Raw genomic sequence first — 18,721 nt, forward strand, 5'->3', positions numbered from 1 at the left:
GTCTCATATGCCTACCGCTGCAATTCGGAAGTAGCGCCCGTAGCGGCCGGGCCTGGACTTGAACACCTGCAGCGTCTCGCCGGTGACCGCGGGGCCGGTCGGGGTCTCGCAGTAGCTGACGCGCTGGTGCTGGTTCTGCCGCGGGCCGGCGCTGCCGTTGGCGTCGGACGACATCGGCCACAGGTTGGTGAAGTCGTCCGGTCCGCTCCATTCGACGTCCTGGACGTGGTCGGCCTGCAGCCCAGACCAGTCGAATCCGTAGCGCGCCAGCACGGCGCGGTAATCGGCGGCGCCGCGGCCACGCTCCACCGGCACCAGTTGCATCACCTTGCCGACGCGCGGCCAGTAGCGCTCGGGCACGCCGATCGGTTCGCCCCGTGCCAGGTGCCGCGGGTTGGCGGGATCGTCGCGTCCGTAGACTTGGGTGCCGATCTGCAGCCGACGCGGATAGAAGTTGTCGATCCTGGGCTTGTGCCAGGTCATCGGGATCGGGTCGGCGCGAGTCAATCCGGTTGGGAAGCGGCAGCGCGGCGCCGGGTGCGGATCGGTGGGTGGACGCGGACGCGGCCTGCGCTCGGGCTCCCGGTGCGGCGCCGGGTCCGGCGCCGTGTCGACATCCGGCACGGTATCCACGTCCGGTGCCGGCGGCGCATCCGGGCTCGGCCTGGCGTCGGGTACCGGCGGCGCGTCTGCAATTGGCGGTGCGTCTGTCACCGGTGGTGCGTCGGGCGCCGGCGGCACGTCGATGATCGGCGGCGGCCACGGGTCGGAACGGCGGGGCAGGATCAGTTCTCGGATGCTGTTGATCAGGTCCTGCACTGCGCGTTCGTGGGACCGCCGGATCTCCGGGTTCTGCAACGAGATCCACCACAGCAGCACCAGCACGATGCCCAGGAGCAGCAGCAGCTCCGCGGCGCCCAGCGCCACGCCGGCGACGACGATAAGCGGCGCCGCCGCTTGCCCTCGCGGACGGAACTGGACATCGGGGATCGGCAACCACGACGGTGCCGTGGCGCGAAGTTGCAGGTACAGCGACTGAAGGGCCAGCACCACGTGCGAATCAAGCACGATGTCACCCGCGCGCGCGCGGACCGCCGCGCGCAGATCGGCGAGCTGTCGTATCAGTGGATCCGCACGGGCCAACTGGGATGCGACCAGATCGGCAACCGACTCGATGCCCCCGGACACGTACGCGCGCATCGCCCGCGCGATATCGACGGACTCCGAGCGCTGCTCGGAGATCGGTGCGCGACCGGATACGAGCGCCGGCGCCTGCGCCGACAGCATGCGTTGCTCAACGGCCTGTGCTTCGCATTCGAGTGCGCTCGCGGCGCCGTGGTTTCCCAGCGCGCCCCTGCGCTGCTGTGCGACGTGGGTGAGTTCGTGCGCGATCAAGGCGCGGCCGTGCAGCGTGTCCGGGCGGTAGCGACCCGGCGCGAAGGCGATCTCGTCGCCGCGCGTGATCGCCAGGGCGCCAGCATCGGCGACATCGCGCGAGCGGCCGCCGCTGGCATGGATGCGTACATTGCCGAAACTTGATCCCAGCTTGCGTTCCAGGTCCGCGATCAGGTCCGCCGGCAACGCGCCAGTGCTCATCGCGGCGGTCGACACGGCCGCGCGCGGGTGGATGGTCCGCGTGCGTGCCGGCGCGGCCTGTGGCGCCGGGACGCGGCGCGGGAGAGCGCAGCGCGCGCTCATGCGCGCCTCCCGCGGCCGGCAGTGGTCGCAGGTCTGCTCATTCGCCCAGACTCGTCAGACCCAGCGTGGATAAGGTCGAGGCGGCCGACTTGGCCGCGAGCGACTCGCGCGCACGCAGGTGGTTGAGGAACAGCGCGCCGCCGCGGTGGCGGAAGCCGAGGTCGTCGGTGGACAGCACCCGCAGCGACAGGCTCACCTTCGCGCGCAGCGGATTGAGCGCGGCGTCGAAGGCTTCCTCGGTGATCGAAAGTTCGGTCACCCGCACCGGCGAGATGCGGTTGCGGCCCCAGACGAACAGCACCAGCGGCGCTTCCGCCGGTACGATCTCGAGCACGCCGCTGGCGGCGAGCGCATCGAGCGCCTGCAGGTCGCCGGTGGACGGATGCACCAGCGATTCCAGCGCGGCCAGCTGCGGTGCGATGCCGTGCTCGACGGTATCGGCATGCTGGGCGGGGAACTCGAGCCGGTCGGTGGCGTCGATCTCCGCTTCGAGCCGCAGCGTTTCCACCGCCGGGCCCTTGAGCCGGAACGGCTGCGCACGCTCGCCACCGCCGTCGCCGCCCGTGCCCTGCACCTGGTAGCTGCGCGCCAGCGAATCCGGGTTGTACTGCAGCGCGATCGTGCGAGTCGGCGCGCCGGTGCCGCCGGGGGGGAGGATGACGAGGCCGCCCTTGATGAGCTTCGGGGAAGTGGAGAGGCTCATGGGGAGGCTCCATCCGCTGCCGCAGCCGGTTCGCGACGGCGACGCGCGGAACCCGGCGCCCCGATGCGGGCACGCACGAGCTCGATGTAGGGTTCGGAGAGCACGACGGTCTCGATGTCGCGCAGGCGCTGCTGCCCGCCCAGGGCCGTGCCCGGGTACGCGTCGGCGTTCAACCGCCGCGAGGCTTCGTTGTAGTCGGAGATGCATTCGGCCTGCTGTTCCGCGTTCCAGTCGGCCCAGTCGATGCGGTTGCGAACGGCGTCGCGCCAGTCGTAGGCGGCGTTGCGGTCGCCGCCGGATACCGCGGCGACCAGCTGTGGCACGAGGCTGGAGGGGATATAGGCCAGGCCACCGTTCTGGTATTGCCAGACGTGGCCCATCTCGTGCGCGAGCACCAGCGTGCCGGCGTCGGACAGTTCCAGCGTGTCGCCGCTGAAATGCTCGTCCTGCAGGTTGATGGTGTTGCCGGTCGTGCGCGCGGCGCCCGCGGAGAGCGCGCTGCCGCGGGTGATGGTGACGGCGTCGTAGTCCACCGAGCCGTGGAAGATCTCGCGCAGGTAGTCCTTCTCCGTACCGCTCAGTCCACGGCTGCGACGCGAGGCCAGGTCGCCCACCACCGCGCCGCCGACCAGACCGGCAAGGCCGCCGACGATGCCGCCCACGACCATGCCGACCGGGCCAAGCAGCGACCCGATGGCGACGCCGAGGCCCGCGCCCACCGCACCGCCCAGCGCGCCACCGAGGATCGAGCCCAGCAGCGAGCGTTGCAGCGTCGGCGGGCCATGGCGGGGCGTCGGCGTTTGCGGCGTCCGTGGCCCTGGAGCGCCGAATTCCGACGAGGCCCGCGCCGCGTCGCGCTCGGCGGCGCTGTCTTGTGCGTCGACGCGCAATGGGCCGGTCGTGGCCGCCTGTGCATCCTGCTGCATCACGTGGGCGGCCTCGTGCGCGACCAGCCTGCGGCCGTCGGCGCTGGCCGGTCGATAGGCGCCCGGCGCGAACACGATGTCGTGCCCGACGGTGAAGGCTTCGGCGCCGACGGCGAGCGCGGCGGCGCCCGCCTCGGCGTCCGCGTGGATGCGGACGTCGGCGAAGTCGCGGCCATAGTGGCGGGCAAGGTCGGTGTTGAGCGGACCCGGCAGTGCCTCCGCGGGACGCGACAGCACCCGGCGCACGTCGGCCGCGGGTTCGGATCGCGGCGGAACGCGTGCCGGCAGCGGGCGATCCTGGTCCTTCATTCGTCGCACCTTCGTGCCGGCATGCGACCGGCGGGGGGAATCGGGCGTTCGCGGTCGATGTGGGCGCGCTGGGCGGCGTCGCAGGCGCTGCTGTCTTCCGGCCGGTCGACGCGTTCGGTATGGGTCACGGCGTCGCGATGCAGTTCCACTTCGACCCGGCGCAGGAACGGGAATACGCGTTCCCAGCGGGCGCGGCCCGCGAGCCGGCGACCGCGCGCGTCGCGCCCCTGCACGAAAGCCTCGATGTCGTCGAGCGCCTGCTGGCGTTCGACCGGGTCGCCGCGCCGCGCGCCTTCGATGCCCAGCAGTTCGAGCCGCTCGTCGGGCCCGAGTCCGGCGAGCCGGCCGCGCAGTTCGCTGGTCAGCTCGCTGTTGCGTGCCTCGCTGCCCGCGGCGGACGACGATTCGCCAAGCAGCTCACCGATGCCGGTCGCAGCCGGCAAGGCGCCGGCGCCCGGCGGCATGCGCAGCGAAATCTCGCCGTGCGCATGGTCCGCCCGGCGCTGCGCGAGCGCCTGGTTGTAGGCCACGGTTCCCTCGGGAGAGGCGTAGCCCCGGATGGCGCGGACCGAGTACCCCTGGCCGGCCAGGCTCGCGACCGAACCGACCCGCGCGTCGAACCCGGCCGGGTCCGCGGGCTGGGTCGCGTCGTACTGATACAGCAGCACCGGCCGCTGCGTGTCGGCGGGCGTATCGACGACGTCGCGCGTGCCGTACGGCGTGCAGGCGTACTCCGGCCGCGGGGGCGGGCAGCGGCACTCGTAGCAGTCGACCCGTGGCGGCCGCGACGGCGTACCGAAGGTGCCGCCGATGCCTCCGATGATGCTGCCCGACGGTCCATCCGGTCCGTTCTCGAGGGTTCCGCGCAGGAACGGCGCGATGTCCGTTCCCGGGATCGGAATGCGCAGTTCGCCGCTACCGCGGTCTGTGGTGCTCGTGCCGCCGCCTGCGGGCGTGGTGGATTCGCGAAGGTAGTCGAGGCCGATCCGGAACCAGCGCGTGCCCAGTTGCAGGCCCAGCGTGTAGCGGCTGAGCTCGCGGGCATCGCTGCGTTCCAGCCCCGCGCCACCGGTGACGCGCAGGGTCACCGATCCGTTCGGGGCGATGGTGAGTTCGCCGCTGATGCGCAGCGTCTGTTCCCCCGTCCCCGCGTCGCCCTCCGCACCCACCCGCGCCAGCAGCACCCCGCTGACCGCGAGCGTGACCGCGCCACTCGCGCCCAGGCTGGCCTGATCGACGGCGGCGCGGCCCAGGGCCGGCAGGTCGGTTGCGCTTGCCGGATCTTCGCGCAGCGCCTCGAGCAAACGGGTGCCCGCGTTGACGATGTCGGAATAGTCGGCGGTGACATCGGCAGAGAGGCGGACCTGGCCACGGCAGATCGTGTAGCGCAGGAGTAGTGCATGCGCGTCCTCATCCCATTCGAAGACACGATCGCGCGGTGTGGACTCTGTCCGGGGCACACGCTCGGGGCGGTCGCAGCGGCGTTCGCGCATCGTGCGACGGATGCGCACGCCACCGCCGCTGGCATCGGGCAGGTCGATCTCGGCGTCGCCGGGGATGGCGTCGCGCTGGACGAGGCCTGAGGCCAGGGTGGTGGGGCGCGGCATCGCGGTGCGCCCGGCCATCACCGCATCGGCCGCAGCATCGGCTTCGCGTTCGAGCGGTGTGTCGGCGGCGTCGACCTCGATCGCATCGGTCGCCGCCACCGGCGCGCTGCCACGCTGCTGCACGGTGTGGGTCAGTTCGTGCGCAAGCAGGTGCAGGCCGGCGGAACTGTCGGGGCGATAGCGGCTGGCGCCGAAGTGGATGTGCTGGCCCCAGGTGAAGGCATTGGCGTGCAGTTCGCGTGCGGCACGGTGGCTGGCCGCGTCGTCGTGGATGCGTACGGCCGAAAAGTCGGTGCCGAACCGTGGCTCGAGGCGTGCGCGGAGCGCGTGGGAAAGCGGGCTTCCGCCGGTCTCGAATGCGGCAGGCGAGGTCGCACGGGCTGGCATGCCGTCGGCATGCGCCTTGCGCTGCAACTTCTTCTTGCGGCACTTCTCGCAGCTGCCGCACTGGCAGGCGCGCTGCACCCGGCGCGGCGCACCGGCGGACGAGGGCGTGGCGAGGGGGACGTGGACGTGGCTCATCGTGTGCGTCCCGGCACTGCGGATGCGACGTGCATCGCGAGCGCATCGGCCACCGGCCCGATCCACGCCGCGGGCGTCGGTGCAGGCGTGCCGGTCGATGTCCCGAGCCGTTCCGTCAGGGCCTCGTGCAGCAGCGCGTCGAGGTCGCGCGGCAGCCCGTCGGCGCCCAGTGCACCGGCATCGACCACCAGCCGGCCGATATGCAGGTGCAGCGCGGTGGAGGGCGTGTCGCTCATGTGTGCGCTCCGCCCTGCGGGCCCGGGCTGCGTTCGAGCTTCGCCAGCTCCGCGTGCGCGGCGGCGGCCAGGTGGCGTTGCGCGATCGGCACGTCCTCGTGCGCGGCGATAAAAGCGGCGTTGAGCGCGACCGCGCGGATGTTGCCGCCGGCCAGGGGCATTCGCGCCAGCGACGGCCAGCGTATGTCCTCGCTCAGCGGCGCCTGCGCCGGGAACTGGCGCCGCCACAGCGCATCGCGTGCGGCTTCGTCGGGGAAGGGGAACTGCACCACGAAACGGATCCGGCGCAGGAAGGCCTTGTCGATCGCGCCCTTCATGTTGGTGGTGAGGATGGCCAGGCCACGGTAGGCCTCGATCCGCTGCAGCAGGTAGGCGGTCTCGATGTTGGCGTAGCGGTCGTGGCTGTCCTTGACCTCGCTGCGCTTGCCGAACAGCGCGTCGGCCTCGTCGAACAGCAGCACCGCGCCACTGGCCTCGGCGGCGTCGAAGATGCGGCGCAGGTTCTTCTCGGTCTCGCCGATGTACTTGCTGACGGTGCCGGCGAGGTCGATTCGGTACAGGTCGAGGCCGGCGGCATTGGCGATGGCTTCGGCGGCCATGGTCTTGCCGGTGCCGCTCTCGCCGGTGAACAGTGCGGCGATGCCGAGGCCGCGCGCGCCCTTGCCCGCGAAGCCCCAGTCGCGATAGACACGACGGCGCTGCTGCAACTGCCGGCCGATGTCGGCGAGCAGGCCGGCCTGCGCCGGCGGCAGTACGAGATCGTCGAGCGTGGTGGTCGACTCGATCCGCTGCGCGAGCCGGTCCAGGCCTTCGCGGCTGTGTTCGCGCAGCGCGGCCCAGGCGCGCTGACGCGCGTCGCCGGCGTCGCCCGCCCCGGCGATCGCGCGTGCGGCATCGTCGAGTGCGCGGCCGGAACCGGGCGCGAACTGTTCGCAGGCTTCGGCCACCGCGGTCTCCAGCGCCTCCGCCGGCAGCGACGCGCCGAAGCGACGCGCACGCACGGCGAGTTCCCGCGCGCGCGATGCCGGCGTGGCGGCTGGCAGCCACACGCTGCGCAGGCCGGGCGTGGCGCCGATGTCGGTGTCGGCAGCTGCAAGCACCAGCAGCGGGCTTCGCAGTTGCGGCGCGATGCGATCGAGCCGCGGCGTCGGCCCGCGCAGGTCCAGGACCACCAGCGCCGCGGACAGCGCGGCCTCCCGATCCACCAGCCGCAGCGTCGGCGCCAGTACGACGGGATCCTCGGGCAGATCGCGCACCCACACGCCGTGGCGGCCGGTGGCAGCGAGCAACTGCAGCACGTCGTCGCGACCCGGCGCCTCGCCGGTGCGTTGAAGCTGCACGCAGTCGCCGCCCATGGCGAAGGTCGCGACCACCTGCGCGATCCAGGCGGCAGGCTCGGCTTCGGCTTCGGCATCGGGCGGCGCCACCAGTTCGACCATGCCATCCAGGCGCTCGTCGATCGCGGCGACGCCGGAGAGATAGTGCAGCATGCGTTCGTCGATGCGCAGGGCGGCCTCTGTGGGCAGGGCGCCGTCGAGATGCAGCAGTTGCCAGTGGCGCAGCGGCGCCTGCGGCGAGAGTGCGTCCCAGTGCGGCGCCTCGAGCAGCGACATCGCGAACGGGAACGTCGGCCGCCCCTGCGCGTGCCCGCCTGCGCGCGCCACCGCATCGGCCAGGCCCGCATCGAGCGCCACGCCGGCGCACAGCAGCAGCACGTCGCGCTCGAAGCGGCTCAGGCCGAACAGCTCCGCGCAGCGTTGCAGGGCCGGGACGAAGTCCTGCTCGTCGTCTTCGGGCATCTCGCGGAATGGCTTTGCAGCCCGATCCGGAATGCACTCGCGCAACGCGGCGAAACGCGACACCAGCCAGCGCTGGTTGCGCTCGCTCCAGGCGACGGTGGTGTCGCTGGCGAGGGCAACGGTCATGCCGGCACCGTCACCAGCATGTCGGGGTCGAACACCGGCGCCTGGTCGGGCGCCTGCAGCACCAGCTCGCTGTCGACGCCATCCACGCGCAGGCGCAGGTAGTGGTTGTCCGCTGCCAGCGTGCCCGGGAAGTCGAACACCAGCGGATCGCCTGCGGCGGCCCGGTGATTGGCATGGCACTGGCGCGCGCCGAGCATCAGCACGGCCTGCTGTTGCGGGCGTACCCGCGGCTGCGAGGCAAGGGTCACGCGCACCCGTGGCGGGTCGGCGCTGCGCACGATCGAGATCGCCGGCAGCCCGAGCGGCGGGCCGCTGGCCTCGATCATCGGCCGGGCGCTGAGGAGCAGGGGAATCGCGTTGGTCTCGCGCGGTTCGCTTTCACCGGCGGGCGTGAGCACGAGGCTGAGCTGCCAGGTGCCTGCCGGCAGGTCGGCCTGCGCGGCGGCATCGTCCGGCAGGTCGAACTGCAGGCCGCGGCCATCGGCGTCGAGCGCAGCGGGGAGTTCGATTGGCGTTTCGCGCAGGCGATGGTGCAAGCGCACTTGCGGATCCGCACCGGCCAGACGGATGCCCGACACCTCGATCGTATCGCCCAGCCGCGCCGTCTTCTGCATCTGCGGAGGCAAGGCCTGCATGAGGGTCGGTACCGAAGGCAGCAGGTCCGGATTCACCAGCACGCCGGCATCGCGCTGGGTCGCGGGATCGACGCGGCCGCGCGAGAGCACGGGCAGCGGCGACACGCCCGGGCGCGTGCCTTCGATCAGCACCACCGAGACCTGGTAGGCCGCGGAGGGCCGGTAGTGGGTCTGGATCGCCGACCAGAGCTTGCTCATCTCGTCGATGCCCAGCGCGGCGGGCGTGATCTTGATCGCTTCGAGCTGGTCGGCGAGGTCGGACTGGGACAGCGCCTGGATCTGCGGTGGGAACATGCCCAGGTCGAGCGGGCCGGGCGAAAGAGCGTCGCGGATCGAAGCGCGGTCCAGCCACGGCCGTTCGTGCAGCACATGCATCGCATGGCCGAGCAGGATTTCGGCCTGGAAATCCCCACGGCCGTAGGCGGTGACCAGGTAGTGCAGGTCCAGCGCCAGCGGCCCGTTGGTCATCCGCTCGCCGGCGCCGTTGCGCGAGGGCAGGGCGGTATTGCGCCAGGCGGCGTTGTGCGTGACCTGGTGCAGGAACAGGTTGAGCCGCGGCGCCATCTGTTCGTCGTCGAGGTCGATGGTGTCGGGCGCGACCGCGGTGACGGTGATGGTGGTGCCGAGGGCGGGCGCGACGCTGGTGATCATGGCGTCGTCGAGCAGGTTGCGCAGGACCGCGCTGACCGCACCGATGGCGAGCGGCGAACTCATCCGCGCCGCTTCCCGTGCAGGTAGTCGTGGAGGCTCTGCGGTTCGGGCCGGGCGCGCGGCCGTGTCGGGGGCGCCGCGGCGGGACGGGCGGCCGCGCGCACCTCGATGCGGTCGATGTGGAGGTGGATCGTCGGTGGTGTCGAGGTGGCAGACGCGGTTTCGAGCCGCGCGACGGTGCTGGCCGACAACGGAGGCGGCGCATGCGCCTGCGGACGGACATCGATGGAGGACGACAGCGGCGCGCGCGGAGCGGAATCGGACATTCGTGGAAACGCCGTCGGCGCAGGCGGCCGAGGTAACGCGCTCCCCGTGTGCGCTTCGATGGCGGTTCTTTCGTGGGCGGACCCGTTCGTGACGGCATCGAAACCGGGCGCACGAAATCCCGTCGGCGCGGCGCGCACGGGTTCGACCCATTGGCCGGGTGCCGACGCGTCTACGGACGGTCCCGGTGCGACGGACATGACGTGAGCCGGACCGGTGACCGGGTTCCGCGAGGACGCATTCGTCGCGGTGGGGCGCGATGGCGTTTCGATGCCCACCGCGTGCGCAGCGGCCGGGGCGACGGCATCCCTGTCCATGACATCCGCCGGATCCTCCGGTGTCGCCAGCATGGGCGCTGCCCGGTCGGTCGCCAGCGCACGCAGCGGCGCCGCGGGGCGCAAGGCATCCGCATGCCGTGGCGAGAGCCGGCGCAGGAATCCGGACATGCCGCGTCAACCTCCCGCCAGTTGCAGGTACGCGGCGCGGCGCACCGGACCGAGCGCGAGGATGTCGCGCTCGCACCAGCCGAAGCGCTGCGCGATCAGCGCCACATCCGACAGCAGCCGCTCGGCCCGGGCGCGCAGCACGCGCCACAGCAGCTCCACCGGATCGAGCGGCGCCTCCCACGCGTGCCGGCAATCCGGGCATTGCAGCGAGAAATCCAGGGTCGCGCCGGGCATCAGCGCCTGCATCCGGGCGCCGATCGCCTCACGTGTCTCGGCCGCAGCCGGCAGGTTGCCCTCCACGCAGCGCGCAAGCAGGGCGTCGGCGAAGGCCTCGGGCTCATCGACGCCTTCCAGGGCGTACAGGTCTTCCGGTGTCGGCAGGCGGAAGCGCGGGGCGTCGTCGTGCCCGTCGAGCGTGTGCCATTGCGGGTCGTCGTCTGCCGCGTGCGTCCCGGGGGCGGGCAACGCCGCGACGCAGTGGCGCGCATCGATGGTGAACTCGACGGCCGTGCCACATTGCGCGCAGCGTCCGATCAGTTCGGCATCCGTACCGAACAGGTCCGCATAGCGCTGGAGCGCCAGCCGGTTGCGCTCGGCCAACGAGCGTGGCAACCCGCCGAGCAACGCCCGGTCGCGGGGCGCGCCACGCGCGCCGACGGCGGCCTCCCACAGCGCCAGCAGTTGCGCGTCGTGCGCCATCAGGCCGGCTCGCTGAAGGCCGGTTCGGACGGCTCGGCGACGTCGTAGTCGCGCTCCCAGCCCTCGTTTTCGAGCTTCAGGGTCTGGATCGCCACCGCGTTGGCGTTCGCGTCCAGGTCCGGCAGCGCCTGGTACTCCGACACCCAGCAGCGATAGATGCGGTAGGCCAGCACCAGCTGGCCGGCCTCGTTGTAGACCTCGAGGATCAGGTCCTTGCGGAAGTCGCGCAGCGAGACTTCGGCGCCGAGGCCGGAGCCGTAGTTCCAGATCTTGTTGGCCCACTTCTCGAACTCGGGATCGTGGGTCACGCCGCGCTCGAGCGTGAGCGGTTCGTACTTGCTGCGCCCCGGCGACTTGCGCGAAGTGCTCGGGTCGCCGCCCTCGCGGTGCTCCACAACTTCCGTGCTGCGCTTGAGCGCGGAGCACTTGCTGATGCCGGCGACGTAGCGCCCGTCCCACTTCAGCCGGAACTTGAAGTTCTTGTAGGGATCGAAGCGCGTGGGGTTGACGGAAAACTGTGCCATGGTCCGCTCCTCAGACTGGGATGTCGCCGGCGATCTGCTGCACCCGGATGACCACGAACTCGGCCGGCTTCAGCGGCGCGAAGCCGACGTGGATGTTGACGATGCCCATGTTGATGTCGGTCTGGGTCGTGGTCTCGCGGTCGCACTTGACGAAGTAGGCCTCGCGCGGCGTGCGTCCCTGGAACGCGCCCTGGCGGAACAGGTTCTGCAGGAACGCGCCGATGTTCAGGCGGATCTGCGCCCACAGCGGTTCGTCGTTGGGCTCGAACACCACCCACTGCGTGCCGCGGTACAGGCTCTCCTCAAGGAACAGCGCCATGCGTCGCACCGGCACGTACTTCCATTCCGAGGCGCGGTCGTTGTGGCCGTGCAGGGTGCGCGCACCCCAGACCACCGAGCCGTACACCGGCAGCGCGCGCAGGCAGTTGATGCCTTGCGGATTGAGCTGGCCGTTCTCGGCGTCGCTCATCGCCACTTCCAGCGCGGCGGCGCCGTTGATGCCGGCGTCGATTCCCGCGGGCGCCTTCCACACGCCGCGGCTGGCATCGGTACGTGCATACACGCCGGCGACGAAGCCGCAGGGCGGGAACGCGCGCGGCGCGCCCTGCTTGAGCGGGTCGGGCGCGCGCACCCAGGGGTAGTACAGCGCCGAGTAGTTGGCGTCCGCGCCGGTGAGGCCGTCCAGACCGTCGGTCATCATGTTCCCGACCGTTTCACCTTCGGGAGCATCGACGATCAGGAACGCGCGGCGTTCGCGGCAGCGACCCTGGAGGGTCTGGATGGTCGCCGCATCGGTCAGTCCCGGCACGCACACCAGGTTGAACAGGTCGATGCGGTCGGTAGGTGTGCCGAGTCCGAAGCTGGCGAGCAGCGCGGTGCGGAAATCGGCGTCGTCGGCGGTCCAGGCCACGCCGTCGGCGCCGCCGTCGAGCTCGAGGATCGCGCCGTCCGCGGGTGGATCGCCATCGGCCTCGACGGTGATGAACAGCGAACGTCCGTTGACCGCGTCATCGGCGAAGCGCGGGTCGGTCGGGTCCATCGACAGGTTCTCGAACACCTCCACCACCGCGTCCTCGGTGGGATGGTCGATCACCTCCAGCTTGAATCGCTGGCCGACCGGATCGGCGGCGTCCACGCCGACCCGGCGGGTCACCCGCACGCGGACGTCGTTGGCCCATTCGCCGGGCGAGCTGGCGAAGACCGTCAGGCCCACGGCGCTGTCGCTGGCGCTGTCGGCATTGTCGCCGTCGTCCTCCAGGCCGCTGGCGGCCAGCCGCAGCACGTAGGCATCGCCGCCGCCGTTGTCGAAGAACTGGCGCACCGAGTAGCCGAGCAGGGTGCGCTGGTCGAGGCCGCCGAAGCGGCGTTCGTAGTCGGCGAACGAGGTGATGCGCACGGCACGGTCCACCGGGCCGCGCGCGGCCCAGCCGATGAACAGCGCGATCGAGGTCGCCACGCCGGTGATCGTGCGGACGCCGCTGGAGACTTCCTCGATGTAGACGCCGGGGTAGGTGAGGGCTTGTGGCATGGAGCTGCTCCTGGACCCGGTGGTGCGGGGAAACGCCGGGTGTTCAGTGGTGGGTGGGGCGGACTTGTGCGTGGCGGTGGAGGACGGGAGCGACGGTCGCGAGCGATGCGTAGAGCTCGCTGCCGTCGATCAGGGCGGTGCGCTGCATCTCGTGGCGTCCGACCAGGTCGTCGAGCGCGCCGCGCAATTCGCGGTCGCCCACGCCCTGCAGGTGCGCGGGCAACCACCACAGGCGGATGCCGGCGATGCCGTCGGCCGCGCCCGGATGCCGCGACAGGTAGCCGCGCAATGCGCGCTGCAGGTCCCGTGTGCGTCCGCGTTCGCCGGCCGGCATGGCTCCATCCATCGATGACGTGCCCGGCGTGTACGGGCGCAAGCCGCGTGCCAGCGTGCGCTGCCGTTGCGGATCAACGGGTTGCGGTGCGGGCGTGGCGTTGCATGGGCGCATGCAGTCGCAGGCGCGCGAGGCACGCGGAAGCAGGAATACGCAGTGCATTGCCGCATCGCGGGCGCACGCGGCGGGTGGGACATCGCAACCCCACCCGTGCGGCAGGACCATCGCACCCTTGCGCGAGGCATCGTGTCGTGGCGGGTACGCGCGGTCCATGCGCTGCCTTGCGCCTCAGCCGTTCCGGTAACGGTCGCAGTCGACGCCGTGCTTCTTCAGCAGGCGTCCCAGCGCACGGCGGTCGGTCTGCGCCAGTCGCGCCGCGGCGCTGACGTTGCCACCGGTATGCGCCATCACGTTGCACAGGTAGCGGCGCTCGAACGCCGCGATCGCCTCGGCCTTGGCGTCGCGGAAACTCGCCGGTCCGTGGTGTGCCGTCGTGGGCGGCTGCGCGGGATCGCCGGCATACGCCTCCGGCTGCTCCGCGACGCCCTGCAGCACCATCCGGTGCACCGCGTTCTCCAGTTCGCGCACGTTCCCCGGCCAGGCCTGCGCCTGCAGCCGCGCCAGTGCCTGCGGCGCGAACTCGGGGCAGGGCAGGCCGTAGCGGCCGGCGTAGATCCGCGCGAAGTGGCGGCACAGCAGCGGCACGTCGTCGCCGCGTTCGCGCAGCGGCGGCACCCGCAGGCGCAGGATGTTGAGCCGGTAGAGCAGGTCGCTGCGGAAGCGGCCGGCGGCCGCCTCGTCTTCGAGGCAGCGGTTGCTGGCGGCGAGGATGCGGGCGTCGGACACGGTCTCCTGCGACTGCCCGAGCACGCGATAGCGGCGGTCCTGCAGGAAGCGCAGCAGCACCACCTGGCCCTTGGGCGGCAGGGTGTCGATCTCGTCCAGGAACAGGGTGCCGCCCTCGGCATGGCACACCAGGCCGGTGCGCGGCGCGCGCGCATCGGTGAAGGCGCCGCGCACGTGGCCGAACAGTTCGGATTCGAACAGCGCCTCGGGGATCGCCCCGCAGTTCACCGGCACGAACGGCCGGCTGCGGCGTTCGCCCAGGTAGTGGATGGCGCGGGCGGCGAGCTCCTTGCCCGAGCCGGTCTCGCCATCCAGCAGCGCCGGCGCATCGGTGCGCGCGAGCATGCGGATGTCGGCGACCATGCGTTCGAACGCCGGCGACGCGCCGAGCAGTCCCTGCGGCGGGCGGTCGGCGTCGGCCGCGCGGTCGCGGTGGAAGCCGGGGGGCTCGAACGGGGGGGAAGGCTCCGGCTTCATTCGTCCTCCGCACGTCCCGTTGCGTGCCGCGGCGGCCAGCAGCCGTCCACGGATCACGCAAGCAGGCCTGCGCTTGCTGCGCGGTCAATCCCCCTGAGTCGTTTTGGTCGGGGCGCCGCATCCTGCGACTGCGTGATCCGCAACCAGCGCGGAGAACGCATGACCGGATGCCGGCCCCGGATCATGCCGCCCGACCCTCGCGGATGCAGGCGAACACGATCCGTGTTCAGAGCAGACAACGGCAAGGGTCGACGGTAGCGGACATCGCGCTCGGCCTGCATGGCAGGAATCGGCTTGCTGAAGATCCAATCCGTGACGCACTGCGCGAATTCCGCAGCGGACGGATCGACAGCCCGATCGCCTGCCGGATCGCCCACGCCGAGCTCGGAGCGAGAGCACCCGGGTGCCACAAGCACCTCGCTACCCGCACCCTTCTCCCTCCGGGAGAAGGTGGCGCGAAGCGCCGGATGAGGGCCCGGCGAAGCGACGCAGGTGCGGACACCGCGCAAGCCGTGAACCGACGATCCGCGCGGCAGCTCCCCTCCACGTCGCAACGCCGGCGCTCTACCCCAACTTCCGCGGAATCACTGCGCCACGAACACGTGCTCGTACACGATCAACGCACCCACCAGGATCAGGATCACGCCGCCCGCGATCTCCGCACGCTTGCCGATCAGCCTGCCCAGCACGCGCCCGGCCATCACGCCTGCCGTCACCATGCCGAACGTGCAAAGCCCGATGGCGGCAGCCACGACCAGGATGTTGACGTCGACGAACGCCAGCCCCACGCCGATCGCCAGCGCATCGATGCTGGTCGCAAGCCCCGCAAGCGCAATGGTCCAGAGACCGCCGCGCGTGCCGGACGGATCGTCGGCCGACCCCGCGTGGAAGGCCTTCCAGATCATGTGCAGCCCGAGCGCCGACAGCAGCCCGAACGCGATCCAGTGGTCCCACGCCTCGACCATGCGCGAGGCGGCCGAGCCCAGCGCCCAGCCGACGATCGGCGTGATCGCCTCCACGATCCCGAAGATCAGGCCGGTGCGCAGCGCATCGCGCCAGCGTGGCCGTGCCATCGCCGCGCCCTTGCCGACGGCAGCGGCGAACGCGTCGGCCGACATGGCCAGGCCCAGCAGGAGGATCGAGAGGGGATGCATCGCCGTACCGCGGCGGGGCTGGGACGCAACAAGCCGGGCGCGCGCCCCACCGAAGTGGCGTGCCTGGCTCGCTGGTCTCGCCAACCGACAGGTGCATCCGCCACGGCCGGTTCAGGCCAAGCATGTTGACGGATGCGCTTCCGCAGAACCGGAAGCAGGCTACTCCCCAAGGAACGGGACGGCCGAGGGTGCTGGCCGTGGGGCAATTGTACTGGAGTAGCGGGCTGGCCTTCGCGACGTGTAGTTCGGCCAACAATGACGACCGCTCACAATGACAAACCAGAACTCCGCTGCATGGATGGACGGGTCACGGCAACGTCGCTTCGATGCGCAAGGCGAAGTGAACCTTACACCGTTTCTGCCGTTCCTGAAAAATGGAATCCATCTCCTCTGCGTTTAATGCTGTGACTTCCTGTTTCTCGCATTCTCGTTCCGAGGAAGAAAAAGGGGCGAACCTCTCAGTTTCCGCAATTTTCATAGCGTTCCGCATCACTCATCACTCGACCACCAAAGGTAGTCAAGAATAAATTCTCTGCGCGATCGTTTGCCACGCGCAGCTGATTGGGATTCAACTGCTTTGCAAAGCCCGCGGCATCGTACCCATAAGATTCAGACAGCGCTTTGTCTGGCATACCCATTTGCAACAGACGTGCGAATACATACCCTTCCTCGTTAGAAAAACGCACCAGCGTCTGCGGCCTGTGCTCGGCCCGAATCATGTTGTTCGCAGCAATCACTGCCGACCAATTTCCAGCATTGAGGCCTTTAAGAATCAAGTTCCGGCGAGATTGGGCATACAACCGAGCAGCCCGGGGGCCCTCTCCGCCAGGCGCCATTGGCCAGATCCCCATGGCATAGCACACCCCCGCTTGGACATCACCCGCGCGCGCGGCGTCCAGTGCGCTGGCGTAGATTAAGCGGCCTGCATCTAGCTCTGAAGTCTGTTTGGCCCAATCACGGCAGGCATCCTTCTGCGATTCAACCAGTAACACACGGTCTTCAAGCATCTTGCGCTCACCTGGCGGCATCGCGCGCATCTTTTCCGGATTGTTGAGCGGATATGACGGATTGCTAGCGTTTTGCCGAAGAATGGCATCAAAGCGTCTGAACGTGACGCAATCCTGCAGTCGACGGTAGCGCTCAATGGCATCCGATGCAGTAGCAACCGACGGCGGAACTGGGACAGAGGACAAGTCTACGGGAGCCATTGTCGGTGCTGCGCCAACCGAACCAGCTTCTGCGGAGACCTGCGCGGATGTCTGGTCTAGACCCTGTATCGCATCTTCGGGGTCGGACCGCCGCCCAAACAGCGTTAGCGCTACAGCAATCACAGCTGCGACGGCCAGCATCACGAACCTGCTTGTATGCGCATTCATCAAGAGTTCACCATCCGCGCCCCGCGTTCTGTGTGAGCAAGGTGGTCATTGATGCAATTGGTGGGCGGTGCAGGGTTCGAACCTGCGACCCTTGCCGTGTGAAGGCAATGCTCTACCGCTGAGCTAACCGCCCGGATTCGCGGATCCGGGTTGCCCGGGCGCGTGGCGCTTCCGCGGCGCGGGTGCGCAGGGGCGGAAACGGGACGCGAATTCTACGTTGCGGAGCGTGGGGGCGGCAAGCCCGGCCGCCCTGGGTGGCTGTACGGCCGCAGTGGTCGGCGAGGGCGCCCGGGGCCCGACGCTACTCCAGCTGCTCCCGCGCCCAGGTCGCATCCAGCGCTTCCATGGCATCGGCCGGCTTGAGCGCGGCGGCCTTCTCGTACGCCGCCGCCGCCTCGTCCTCCTTGCGGTCGCCGTGCAGGAGCATCAGCACGTTGCCGTATTCGATGTGGGCGATGGGCGAGGCCGGGGTGAGCTTGAGCGCGGTCTTGATATGGGCCTCGGCGTCGGCCGCCTTGGCGCCGTAGGTGAGGCCGCCGATCATGGCGCCGATCTTGCCGATGATCTCGGCGTGGTACAGGGCCAGGGCGGTGTGCGCCTCGGCGTGTTTCGGGGCGAGTTCCAGCGCGGTGTCGAGCGCCTCGCGGACCTTGCCGGCGATGCCCTGCTTGAGCGCCTTGGCGATGCTCAGGCCCTGGCTGTAGCGGCCCAGGGCGAAGGCGAGGCGGTAGTGGCTGTTGGCCTCGTCGGGCAGGGCTTTGAGCGCGGCTTCGGCCAGTTTCGCGGCCTGTTCGAAGCGCTTGAGCTTGCCGGCCTCGTCGTCGACGAGGTAGGTGGCGTGGATGCCGATGGCCTTGACCGCGACCGATGCGCCGACCGGGCCCAGGGCCTCGCCGGCGTCGAAGGCGGCCTTGAAGTCGCCGCGGTGGAAGGCGCGCCAGGCGTCCTGCAGTTGCGCGGCGAGCGCATCGGCATCCAGCCCTTTCGGCGCGGCCTTGCCGGCCGCCTCGAGCAGGGCGGCGGCGCGCTTGCCGTCGGGGAACGGTTCGAGGTCGCCGGCGTGCAGGCGCGGCCAGGCCTTCTTCAGCGCGTCGCCGGCGTGGGCGTAGGGCTTGGCATCGAGGGGAAACGCGTTCCAGGCGGTCTTGGCCATGTCGGCTCCGGGGGATCAGTCGGTGTAGGCGCGGATCAGCTGGTTGAGGTGCACGCGCTCGGCGTCACGCAGGAACGGGGCGATCAGCATCATCACCTGCACGATGCCGTCGCGGATCGCCTTCTGCTCGTCGCGGTCGCCGCGGATCGCGGCGTAGTTGAGCCAGAACGTGGCCAGCACCAGCAGGTTGGTGGCGGCGGCGTCGATCTCGGCCGGCGCGGCGCGGATCACGTCGGCCTGCGAGAGCCCGCGCATCACCGCGTGGGCGCGGTCGTCGGCGCGCTTGAGGATGCGTGCGAAGCGGATGCGCAGGCGCCGGTTGCGGCTGAGGATCTCGAGCAGGTCGCGGTAGAGGAAGCGGTAGTCCCAGATGCACTCGAACACCAGGTGCAGCTGCAGCCAGATGTCCTCCAGGCCGGGCAGGCGGCCGTCGGGCGGGGTGAGCACCTCGTCCATGCGCGCCTCGTAGCGCGCGAACAGGTGCTCGATGATGTCGTCCTTGTTGCGGAAGTGGTAGTACAGGTTGCCGGGGCTGATCTCCAGCTCGTCGGCGATGTGGTTGGTGGTGACGGTGGGCTCGCCCTGCGCGTTGAACATGGCGAGCGCGCAATCGAGGATGCGCTGGCGCGTATCGCGGGCCATCGTGGT

The 18,721-nt window shown here is 70.4% G+C and carries 18 protein-coding genes, 1 tRNA gene and 1 riboswitch; all 19 genes read right to left on the minus strand.

The features are described 5' to 3' along the window. Positions 1–3: 3 nt before the first annotated feature. Complete coding sequence (locus FZO89_RS16520; RefSeq protein ID WP_149104521.1) at positions 4–1,698, minus strand: eCIS core domain-containing protein; 1,695 nt, start codon at positions 1,696–1,698, stop codon at positions 4–6. 37 nt (positions 1,699–1,735) lie between these two features. Then, positions 1,736–2,401 (minus strand): CIS tube protein, encoded by a 666-nt coding sequence (locus FZO89_RS16525; protein WP_149104522.1) that lies wholly within the window; start codon positions 2,399–2,401, stop codon positions 1,736–1,738. Continuing rightward, entirely contained in the window at positions 2,398–3,636 is a 1,239-nt protein-coding gene (locus FZO89_RS18670) for an eCIS core domain-containing protein (RefSeq protein WP_222928165.1), read from the minus strand. Before FZO89_RS18670 ends, FZO89_RS16525 begins: the two co-directional genes overlap by 4 nt. Beyond that, positions 3,633–5,765, minus strand: a complete 2,133-nt coding sequence (locus FZO89_RS16535) for an eCIS core domain-containing protein (protein WP_149104523.1) — start codon at positions 5,763–5,765, stop codon at positions 3,633–3,635. The genes FZO89_RS18670 and FZO89_RS16535 overlap by 4 nt, the downstream gene beginning before the upstream one ends. Then, positions 5,762–6,001, minus strand: coding sequence for a hypothetical protein (locus FZO89_RS16540; RefSeq protein ID WP_149104524.1), 240 nt, complete (start codon positions 5,999–6,001; stop codon positions 5,762–5,764). The genes FZO89_RS16535 and FZO89_RS16540 overlap by 4 nt, the downstream gene beginning before the upstream one ends. Further along, a complete protein-coding gene (locus FZO89_RS16545; protein ID WP_149104525.1) occupies positions 5,998–7,926 on the minus strand; it encodes an ATP-binding protein in 1,929 nt (642 codons plus the stop codon). Before FZO89_RS16545 ends, FZO89_RS16540 begins: the two co-directional genes overlap by 4 nt. After that, complete coding sequence (locus FZO89_RS16550) at positions 7,923–9,275, minus strand: Pvc16 family protein (protein WP_149104526.1); 1,353 nt, start codon at positions 9,273–9,275, stop codon at positions 7,923–7,925. The genes FZO89_RS16545 and FZO89_RS16550 overlap by 4 nt, the downstream gene beginning before the upstream one ends. Next, the gene (locus tag FZO89_RS16555; protein WP_149104527.1) at positions 9,272–9,982 is read right to left on the minus strand and encodes a hypothetical protein; all 711 of its coding nucleotides are present in this window, start codon (positions 9,980–9,982) and stop codon (positions 9,272–9,274) included. The genes FZO89_RS16550 and FZO89_RS16555 overlap by 4 nt, the downstream gene beginning before the upstream one ends. A gap of 6 nt (positions 9,983–9,988) precedes the next feature. Further along, a complete protein-coding gene (locus FZO89_RS16560; protein WP_149104528.1) occupies positions 9,989–10,681 on the minus strand; it encodes a hypothetical protein in 693 nt (230 codons plus the stop codon). Next, a complete protein-coding gene (locus tag FZO89_RS16565) occupies positions 10,681–11,205 on the minus strand; it encodes a phage tail protein (protein ID WP_149104529.1) in 525 nt (174 codons plus the stop codon). Before FZO89_RS16565 ends, FZO89_RS16560 begins: the two co-directional genes overlap by 1 nt. Positions 11,206–11,215: 10 nt before the next feature. Further along, positions 11,216–12,733, minus strand: a complete 1,518-nt coding sequence (locus FZO89_RS16570; RefSeq protein ID WP_149104530.1) for a phage tail sheath family protein — start codon at positions 12,731–12,733, stop codon at positions 11,216–11,218. A gap of 43 nt (positions 12,734–12,776) precedes the next feature. Next, positions 12,777–13,067 (minus strand): hypothetical protein, encoded by a 291-nt coding sequence (locus FZO89_RS16575; protein WP_149104531.1) that lies wholly within the window; start codon positions 13,065–13,067, stop codon positions 12,777–12,779. A gap of 288 nt (positions 13,068–13,355) precedes the next feature. Further along, positions 13,356–14,390 (minus strand): sigma-54 interaction domain-containing protein, encoded by a 1,035-nt coding sequence (locus tag FZO89_RS16580; RefSeq protein ID WP_149104532.1) that lies wholly within the window; start codon positions 14,388–14,390, stop codon positions 13,356–13,358. Between the two features lie 53 nt (positions 14,391–14,443). Continuing rightward, the gene (locus FZO89_RS16585; RefSeq protein WP_149104533.1) at positions 14,444–14,767 is read right to left on the minus strand and encodes a hypothetical protein; all 324 of its coding nucleotides are present in this window, start codon (positions 14,765–14,767) and stop codon (positions 14,444–14,446) included. Between the two features lie 207 nt (positions 14,768–14,974). Continuing rightward, on the minus strand, positions 14,975–15,544 hold the full coding sequence (locus FZO89_RS16590) for a manganese efflux pump MntP (protein ID WP_149104534.1): 570 nt from the start codon (positions 15,542–15,544) through the stop codon (positions 14,975–14,977). A 39-nt stretch (positions 15,545–15,583) separates the two neighbouring features. Continuing rightward, a riboswitch (yybP-ykoY riboswitch) is annotated at positions 15,584–15,726 on the minus strand. Between the two features lie 276 nt (positions 15,727–16,002). Continuing rightward, complete coding sequence (locus FZO89_RS16595) at positions 16,003–16,920, minus strand: hypothetical protein (protein WP_149104535.1); 918 nt, start codon at positions 16,918–16,920, stop codon at positions 16,003–16,005. Between the two features lie 58 nt (positions 16,921–16,978). Continuing rightward, positions 16,979–17,053: transfer RNA gene (locus FZO89_RS16600), tRNA-Val, on the minus strand. Between the two features lie 168 nt (positions 17,054–17,221). Next, positions 17,222–18,073: a tetratricopeptide repeat protein gene (locus tag FZO89_RS16605; RefSeq protein WP_149104536.1), complete on the minus strand. Its 852-nt coding sequence runs from the start codon at positions 18,071–18,073 to the stop codon at positions 17,222–17,224. A gap of 15 nt (positions 18,074–18,088) precedes the next feature. Continuing rightward, a complete protein-coding gene (locus FZO89_RS16610) occupies positions 18,089–18,715 on the minus strand; it encodes a TetR/AcrR family transcriptional regulator (protein ID WP_149104537.1) in 627 nt (208 codons plus the stop codon). Between the last annotated feature and the right edge of the window lie 6 nt (positions 18,716–18,721).

The organism is Luteimonas viscosa, assembly GCF_008244685.1.
GTDB lineage: Bacteria > Pseudomonadota > Gammaproteobacteria > Xanthomonadales > Xanthomonadaceae > Luteimonas > Luteimonas viscosa.